The 7,567-nt window shown below is 47.4% G+C and carries 5 protein-coding genes; all 5 read right to left on the reverse strand.

The window, feature by feature from the left end; translation table 11 throughout:
• Positions 1 to 137 precede the first annotated feature (137 nt).
• Positions 138 to 2,837, reverse strand: a complete 2,700-nt coding sequence (locus tag QUB64_RS27295; protein WP_333268249.1) for a DUF5906 domain-containing protein — start codon at positions 2,835 to 2,837, stop codon at positions 138 to 140.
• A gap of 991 nt (positions 2,838 to 3,828) precedes the next feature.
• On the reverse strand, positions 3,829 to 4,638 hold the full coding sequence (locus tag QUB64_RS27300; protein WP_333268251.1) for a hypothetical protein: 810 nt from the start codon (positions 4,636 to 4,638) through the stop codon (positions 3,829 to 3,831).
• Positions 4,638 to 5,138: a hypothetical protein gene (locus QUB64_RS27305; RefSeq protein ID WP_333268253.1), complete on the reverse strand. Its 501-nt coding sequence runs from the start codon at positions 5,136 to 5,138 to the stop codon at positions 4,638 to 4,640. Before QUB64_RS27305 ends, QUB64_RS27300 begins: the two co-directional genes overlap by 1 nt.
• Complete coding sequence (locus QUB64_RS27310; RefSeq protein ID WP_333268256.1) at positions 5,135 to 5,593, reverse strand: hypothetical protein; 459 nt, start codon at positions 5,591 to 5,593, stop codon at positions 5,135 to 5,137. Before QUB64_RS27310 ends, QUB64_RS27305 begins: the two co-directional genes overlap by 4 nt.
• Before the next feature lie 263 nt (positions 5,594 to 5,856).
• Positions 5,857 to 7,287, reverse strand: a complete 1,431-nt coding sequence (locus QUB64_RS27315) for a tyrosine-type recombinase/integrase (RefSeq protein ID WP_333268258.1) — start codon at positions 7,285 to 7,287, stop codon at positions 5,857 to 5,859.
• Between the last annotated feature and the right edge of the window lie 280 nt (positions 7,288 to 7,567).

The raw sequence follows: 7,567 nt of genomic DNA on the forward strand, positions 1-7,567 counted from the left end.
GCAAGTGTCTAGCAGTTCTAGATAATTAGCGTCAGATCTCTAGCGAATGTCTAGTGACTTGTCTAGCAAAACTTGTCAGCACAAAAATCCCCCAAGGTCGGGGGATAAGATTTTGGTCGTCAGTTGTCAGGCAACAGCTAAATTTTCCGCAGGTTACAGAAGATCCCTGAGATTACCCGTCCGCCTTTCATGCCTTCGCGCTCTCGCCAGTCAATTTTGCAATTGATGCTCGTGTGAATCTCAACGATGCGGCCGTGCCAGTTGTAAGAAAGTTCATCTGGATTGTTGCCAGCCACCTTGTCGCCGACTCTGAAAGCTTTGAGCGGGTCTGAGCAAGGAGTTCCGGTCAGCAACTCAACGAGTTTTTGCTTGTCAGCGAGAGTCAGTTTTGCAATTTTGTTGCATAATTCCCAAACAGTTGGAAAAACTGCGTCAACTGCGTCAACATCTTTTTGCGTAAGGGTTGTTGCGTCAACAACTGCGTCAACATTTAAATTTTGTTGACGCAATGTTGACGCAGTTTCCCCGACACCGTAAGGTGTTGACGCAGTTGACGCAGTTAATTCACTTGTTGTTAATTTTTGTATCCGCCCGACACCAGACAAGTATCGTTGTCCTATCCGCTCCATTTCCTCTCGGTTTGTACAGCGATGGTTCTGGATTTTAGGGAAAATCTCGCAAAACCTTGCATGGACTTGGTTTACAGCTTTTACAGGTTTATCCCACTGGTTAGGCAAGTCGTTCCAAACCAGTTTTTCGTGACCGTCTTTGTTGTACTCAATCTCTAAAGTGCCGGCTTCTTGATACCACTCCTTTAACTCTTCCCACAAATCTTTGACATAGATGCGACCGCTAGCCTGTGCCTCCAGTCCAGCATCTCTGACAAACTGCCAAAGGTGCTGCGATTTTTCCTGAGCTTCTGGCAGAGCGGCATCGCCTGAACCATAGTCAATCCCCTCTGTCAGAATCAAGGGTATCCGTTCCAGCATCCTTTTAAGGAAAGCCGGGGCAATCCGGTCAGCAATGAAGTCCGGGTCTAGTTTGAACCTAGGGTCAGCTTGTAATTCGCCCTTGCTTGCGTCCGGGTTAGTGTCGTAGATTTTCTTGAAACTCAATATGCAGTAACGGCTCGTGATGGCCTTTGAGTCGGTACTGATAGACGGCAAAATGTTGCAGTTCGCTAAAAATATCGCCTGTGGTTCATAAGGATATTCCCCGCGACCTTTGTACTCAATAGTTAGCTCATCTCCACTTATGAACTGCTTAAGACTTTGCAGCTTGTCTAGTCTTGTCGCATCCGAGTTCTCACTAGACCAGTTGCACAAAGAATTCTCAAGACCTGCTAGTGGGAATTTTCGGCCAGTATCATAAACTTGAAAGTCCTTCAAAGTTTTACCGGTGACACCCCGCCCCAAAGTTTTTACCAACACAGTCCGCAAAGTATCTTTGCCGTTACTGCCGTCGCCATGGCAAAGCAAACCTTTGACCCGCGACATCTTTAACCGAGCGAGTGGCAAGCACAATGAAGTGGCCACAGTCCTCATAAAGATTTCTCGCTGCTGCGGTTCAAGACACTCCAAAAGGCGATCGCAATCCGTCGTATCAATGTCCGGGTCATACTTGCAGCCCACATACGTGTAAACCTTGTCAGGGCTATGCGGTACGAGCGTATGAGAACCGTCACGATTGACGATTACCACCCCGTTAGAACAATTTAGACCAGGCGGATTAACTTCCCTGATGTCTACATCACACCCTAAAACCACCCAGTTGTAAATCTCGTCAACGCTACCTGACTTAGCTCTGTTGCAGACGTAAACCCCCTTTACCCTTTCTGAGTAAGTGTCTAACCAACCACGGATACGACGCTTCTCTGATTTGTCAGGGCGCTCCTCATAGTACGTACCTGTGAACTGGTAAAGAATTCCTCCGATCGATTTCCAATGACCCTCGGAGTACAGTGCAGCCTCTGCTTTTTGAACGAAATTTTGCTGTGCAACTGGTGCTGTATCTGGAATGTAGTCGTTTTTGTCGCTGTCATACTTCTGGCATACTACACTCTCTCGCGTATGCGCGTCAGAGGTAAGAGAATTTATTAAGTCCTTGGCACTTAACTTTTTGCTCAAAACCCAGTCAGCAATGTCTAAACCTTGACTCTTGGGTAGATTGTCCCAAGCCGATGAGTTTGGGTAGGGATAAAGCCATTGAGCACTGGGGAAGTCTTGGGATATTTGTTCGGCGTGCTTGATTCCTGGTACGTCGCGGTCGGGGCAAATCACGACTGGTGCGCCTCTTAAATCTTTGCTGTCACTTGCCCGCCATTTTCCAGAACCGCTGATATTGCAGGTAGCAGCCAAACCCAGAGACCACAGCAGGTCAGCACAAGGTTCACCCTCGGCTATGAAGATGAGCTCATTTTCGGCGATCGCTTTTTGTACTTCCTGGTAGCGGTAAACAGGGATGTGTTCGCGCTTGATGTCACCAAGTCCTAAAACCCACTTGCTACCATCCCAGTGCTGTTGGGTAATTTTTTTATTGCCGTTGCCATCGTCAACTCGCTTGACTCGAACTAGCGGTGAACCATCACGCGCTGGATATTTCCAGTAGCGAGTTTGTGCGGGGCGAATTTCCTTTGGCTCTTGAATCGGCGCGTAGTAGAGCTTGCCCTCGCTATCCGTTTTGGTGGTAGCCGTCCACCCTTCTGCTGGGGGGTTCTCACGATTGCAGACCGACAGTTCGCCAATGCTGTAGCACCAGTCGGGTTTGCCACAGTGCGGGCAAGGATTTTCTTTGGAAGCGGTGACAAGACTGGTATTTGAGGTATTATTGGAATACATGAAATTAGCCCGTCCTCTGGACAGGTTGTGATTCCAAAAAGCCGTTGCAAGCTAGGTTCCAATTAGTGGCAGCGGTTTTTTGGTGTTTACTTTTTTTTGAAAAATTCAGAGCATAGATGGAACCGCTCGCTAGAAAATCAGCGAGCGGACAAGTGAGTCGCTGCGTGCGCAGCCACCCGTTTCAATCCTGGGGATAGGGACAAAAGACTTCTTTTGTGTTGGGGTATCAAACAACCCGACTGTTTCAGCGGAAATTGGAAGAGTGATCCAGGCTGTTAACAGAAAAATGTTAAGTATCTTTGCCGAGCCAAGCTTGATGCTCGATCTCACCGCCAAAACAGCCCGCCAAAACCAATACACAAGCGCTCCTTTGGGCCTCGAAAGGAGTTTCTTTAACCCTAATGAGGGTTTAACTAACCTTGAACGAGTTTTAAACCTACGACCTTTGCTACACAACCGAAGCATCTTCCACCATTGGAAGGTTGTTAATTTGTCGAGTAACCTGCGGAACATTGCCTGTTGGTATCGACCCTTAAAATGGGCGGAAACTATCCTCTTGAGTTCGCAAATGTTTAACGCTTGCTGGTACATATACGTTGGCTCATGTCTTCTTTCATAATCTTAAGGTTTTGGTCGCGTCGTCACTTGCTTTTCCCTTTAAACCCGACGAGTGAGTTTTCGGCGTAAACCGCACGTAACTCACCCGCGTTTTATCTGCTAATCCTGACCCTTGCCGCCAAGTACCGCGTCCCATGGGCGGGGCTGCGGCGGTTTATTGTTGTCCCGCGCCTGCACCACGATATACCACTCCGACTTTTGGCTTTCCTGTTGGCATAATTTTCCTAATGAATGGCGTGTCTTGAACACTTATTTTTCCTAGCCAGTCTCTACCACATCGATGTTATACATCGACGAGTGAGTTTTTCGCGGGAAACGCAGACGGGGAGATGGTTTCCGAAAAAGCAATTTTCGAGACAAAACCGAGTGACTTTCACTCCCCCACTAGGCGCTTGTACTCGACCTCAGCAGCCTTGTACTTTGGCGACCCGCCTTTAGATATGCCCCACACCTCAAAGATGATTTTCGCTTTGCCGTAGCCCCGCGCCTTGAGCTGCAAGATGCGTTCTGCGAGTTCCTGTTCTGCCTCGGTTAACTGGGTTTGTTCGGAACGTTCTGCGGGTTCTGAATTACTGTAAGTCAGTGCCCAAGTACGTTCTAGGCGTTCGACTTCCTCGGAACGTTCGGAACCACCGTTCAGGATTTGTTCGGCTTCGTTCTGGCGTTGCTGTTGGCTGACATAGGCGGAAGTCGAAATTTCATCAATCACATCGGCGGTGATAGCCCGCTCCTTAATTGCCTCAATCTCCCCTTGCTCTGACAGTTGGCGGGCAATGTTACCCGCTTGGACTGCACAGGCAATCGCAGCACAGAGGCTCAGTCCCTGCATGGACTTGTGCCAGCCGATACGCTTGTCGAGCGCCGTGAGTGGCGTTAGCCACAAAGTCAGTGCAGCACCGGAAAGCACGAACATTTTTAACTGCATAGGAACACCCCCGCGCCTTCTTACTGCCGTTCGAGCCAGCCCTGCCAGTAAGAAGGCTTGCAAATTTGGAACTGAAATCTTTAACAGACTGCTGACCGAGAAATCTAGCAACCAGCACAAGCCCCAAACAATAAAGGCTGCTGCTGCCAAGAATGCGATCGCTCTAAATGCCATTGGATGCAAACTCGCTATCCATCCCAGAAGGGAGGAAGCGATGCACCCGGCAACAAAATAGTTAACCAGATACATCGCTTTCATCAGCCGTTACCTCCCCTCAAGCGAGCTTTGATGGCATCAATCCGAGTGCGGGCATCGCTGTCAGCTTTGTCTATACCCCTGGAGAGGCGAGCATAACCGGGACGCAACCCGTGCAGTTTTTTGGCTAAGCCAGCATCAGCCCGTTTTTTGCCTAACTCGTTTTCTGCCACCGCGCCCTCATATTTGCGGTGAGATTTGTGAACTGACTTGTCAGCTTCTTCAATCTTGGTCAGGGCATTGTATGCGCGTTTTGATTGACGCGCACCATCAGTCTTTTCCTTTGCTAATTCCTTGAGCTTGTCGGCTTGTTCGCGATCGAAGTAGCGCGGACTGGGAACTACGGGGACTGTGCGAAGTGAGTCGAAGTTACCGGGGTTGTTGGGAGTGATAACACCAGGGGCTGTTGCAGCCAAAACTTTTGATTTGTCTATGGCGTGGTCGGCTTGAGTCAGTTCGCCAGCGGACTTACCGCCACCAAACAGTCGCAGTTGCAAGCTCATAATTTTGTCCCTATTTGAATGTTGATGCGGACTGGGGGAAATAAATTGAGTGGGTTGATTTGTCGCCACATGGACATTGCCAGCACGAATACCCCCGCCGATGCGAGCACGAGTGCGATGAGTTGCCCAAAATCAACCCAGTCTAAAAAAGTGGAATTGTGGCGGGTAAAGTTGCAGACAGGAAAGGAACCGTCGTTAGTCCAGTCTAGGCTGTCTACACTGTCTACACCTTTTCTATCAAGCGATTCAGGTGTTTTGTCTACACTGTCTAGCACTCTGTCTAGCGGTGTGTCTAGCGATTCACCGTCAATGAGGTACAGTTCTAGCAGCGCTTCCCACGTAGCAGTCTTGGAAAGTTTCCCGAACTGTTTGGCGTCTTCGTTGGTGAAACCATGCTTAAAAGCGAGCGCCTTTAATTGGTCTATGCGACGGTGACTGACGGCGGGCTTAGTCATGGCTAATTCCCGCTTCAAACGTAAAGAGTTGCGATCGTCCGCAAAGACAATCGTCTGAAAGTGTCATAATTTATTGGCTCCAATCGTTGTAGGTGAACGTTTTGGGGAAGTCGTGACTTGGCTAGCGGTGGTACGCTTGTCAGTCGCGCATCAATCTTCCTTAGTTACTCACGATTACAGGTTTACAGTTCCTTGTCAACACAGGGACTGTAAAGTTTTGTGAAACCTTGAGGCGAAGTCAGCTTGACGCAGAAAAGAAGAAACTAGATGTTTGCTAATCCAACGTTTTTGTCAATACCGAGATAGTGTTTTTGAATTATTTCTACGCTATTTCCGCAACTATGAGCTATTAGCACGAGCGCTGATACATCACTTTTGTTAGCATGAGCTTGCAAGGTAATAAAAGTGTGTCGCGCGTGGTAAGGGGGCAAGTAACCAGAAACTATACCTTGCTCCACTAAGCGCGTAACTACACCTGGATAAAAGTAGGTTTTATCTACATAGTTTTTCCTGCATCCTAACCATGCGTAAGAGTGTATGTCTGTATTGTAAGACTGTCCATTTTGCTGTTTAAACACCAAGTCTGTACCCCTACTGATGTCAGGCTTAATTTGCGTCAACAAATCAACTAATTTTGAGTACAACTTAAACATCCGTATGCTCTTTGTTTGAGTTCTCTTAGTTTCTTTAATCGACCCTGCATAACTCTTGCTAAAGCGAAGATATCCCCGCTCAAACATCACATCTTGCCACCTTAAGGCGAAAGCCTCACCTGGGCGGCATCCAGTCAGGAACAAAAATTCAATCAGCGGTGCTGCACGACGTTCATTATCTTTTTGGGACTCATAGAACTCCTTGATTATGGAGTCTCGTTCTTCCTTTGTAAACGATCTCCTGTCACGTTCTTGCTCGTCTTCATTGGCATCTTGTATTTGCCACCACTCAAGCACTTCACCATCAGCGGTAACAGTCTGTTTGTATTTCTCCTTTGTGTTGTCGCCTGTTTTTTTGTCAAGCTTAAAAAACGGATTAATACTAAGTTTTACTTTCCCCAGTGACTGAGCGCGAGTGAAAGCTTCATTGAGAGCGCGTATAGTCGCAATCAGGATAGCTTTATGACAGCTTACCAGTAAAAGATTTTGCCCTACTTCGAGACTTAACGGGAGGTCGTACACTCCTGTGCCTGTGCTTTGATAAGTTTTTAAGGTATTATCCCAAACCTTACCTTTAAGGATATTAGTGTAGGTTCTTTCGTATTGTGCGCCGAAGGTCGTCGCTTCTAACTGTGGCTCTTTCCATACCAGGTAATCCTCCCACATTTCCCCTACTGTCATCTCAGGAACATAGGACGGCAATTGCAGCACATCGGCCAACTTGTCTTTGTACTTGTTGTTGCCTATCCCATACTTGCCGAGCGTCGGGTCAAACAGTTTAAGCCAGTCCTTATGCTCCAAGTCATTCTCAATGTCGATCGCAATTTGTGTGGCTCGCCTCCAGTTAGCCTCGCTGTACTTGAGTCCTAAGCCTAAACATTTCTGCTTTGCGATCGCTTTGCCGTCTAATTGCTCAAAGACGGGGTTGTACTTGACGGGGAACCGCAGGGCTAGGGAGCCTCTGTCCTGATAGACCTTGATGCCACATTGTGGGGCGGTGTTTTTAGCCTGCGCCATGAGTTTGCGTTCTTTCGGTATCATAGGATTCTCCTAGGATTTTAGAATTAAAAGACTGGTGACAATCATTGATACCAATACTTTGAGGACAGTATAGCAGTTTTCCCCCAAGATTTTGACCAATTAGGGAATTGGTTATTGGTTATTGGTTATTGGTTATTGGTTATTGGTTATTGGTTATTGGTTATTGGTTATTGGTTATTGGTTATTGGTTATTGGTTATTGGTTATTGGTTATTGGTTATTGGTTATTGGTTATTGGTTATTGGTTATTGGTTATTGGTTATTGGTTATTGGTTATTGGT

It is taken from the genome of Microcoleus sp. Aus8_D2, from assembly GCF_036702665.1.
Classification (GTDB): domain Bacteria; phylum Cyanobacteriota; class Cyanobacteriia; order Cyanobacteriales; family Microcoleaceae; genus Microcoleus.

Coding starts and splice junctions, on each gene's coding strand:
- QUB64_RS27300 (WP_333268251.1), bottom strand. CDS start 4,638: ATGAAAGCGATGTATCTGGTTAACTATTTTGTTGCCGGGTGCATCGCT.
- QUB64_RS27315 (WP_333268258.1), bottom strand. CDS start 7,287: ATGATACCGAAAGAACGCAAACTCATGGCGCAGGCTAAAAACACCGCC.
- QUB64_RS27310 (WP_333268256.1), bottom strand. CDS start 5,593: ATGACTAAGCCCGCCGTCAGTCACCGTCGCATAGACCAATTAAAGGCG.
- QUB64_RS27305 (WP_333268253.1), bottom strand. CDS start 5,138: ATGAGCTTGCAACTGCGACTGTTTGGTGGCGGTAAGTCCGCTGGCGAA.
- QUB64_RS27295 (WP_333268249.1), bottom strand. CDS start 2,837: ATGTATTCCAATAATACCTCAAATACCAGTCTTGTCACCGCTTCCAAA.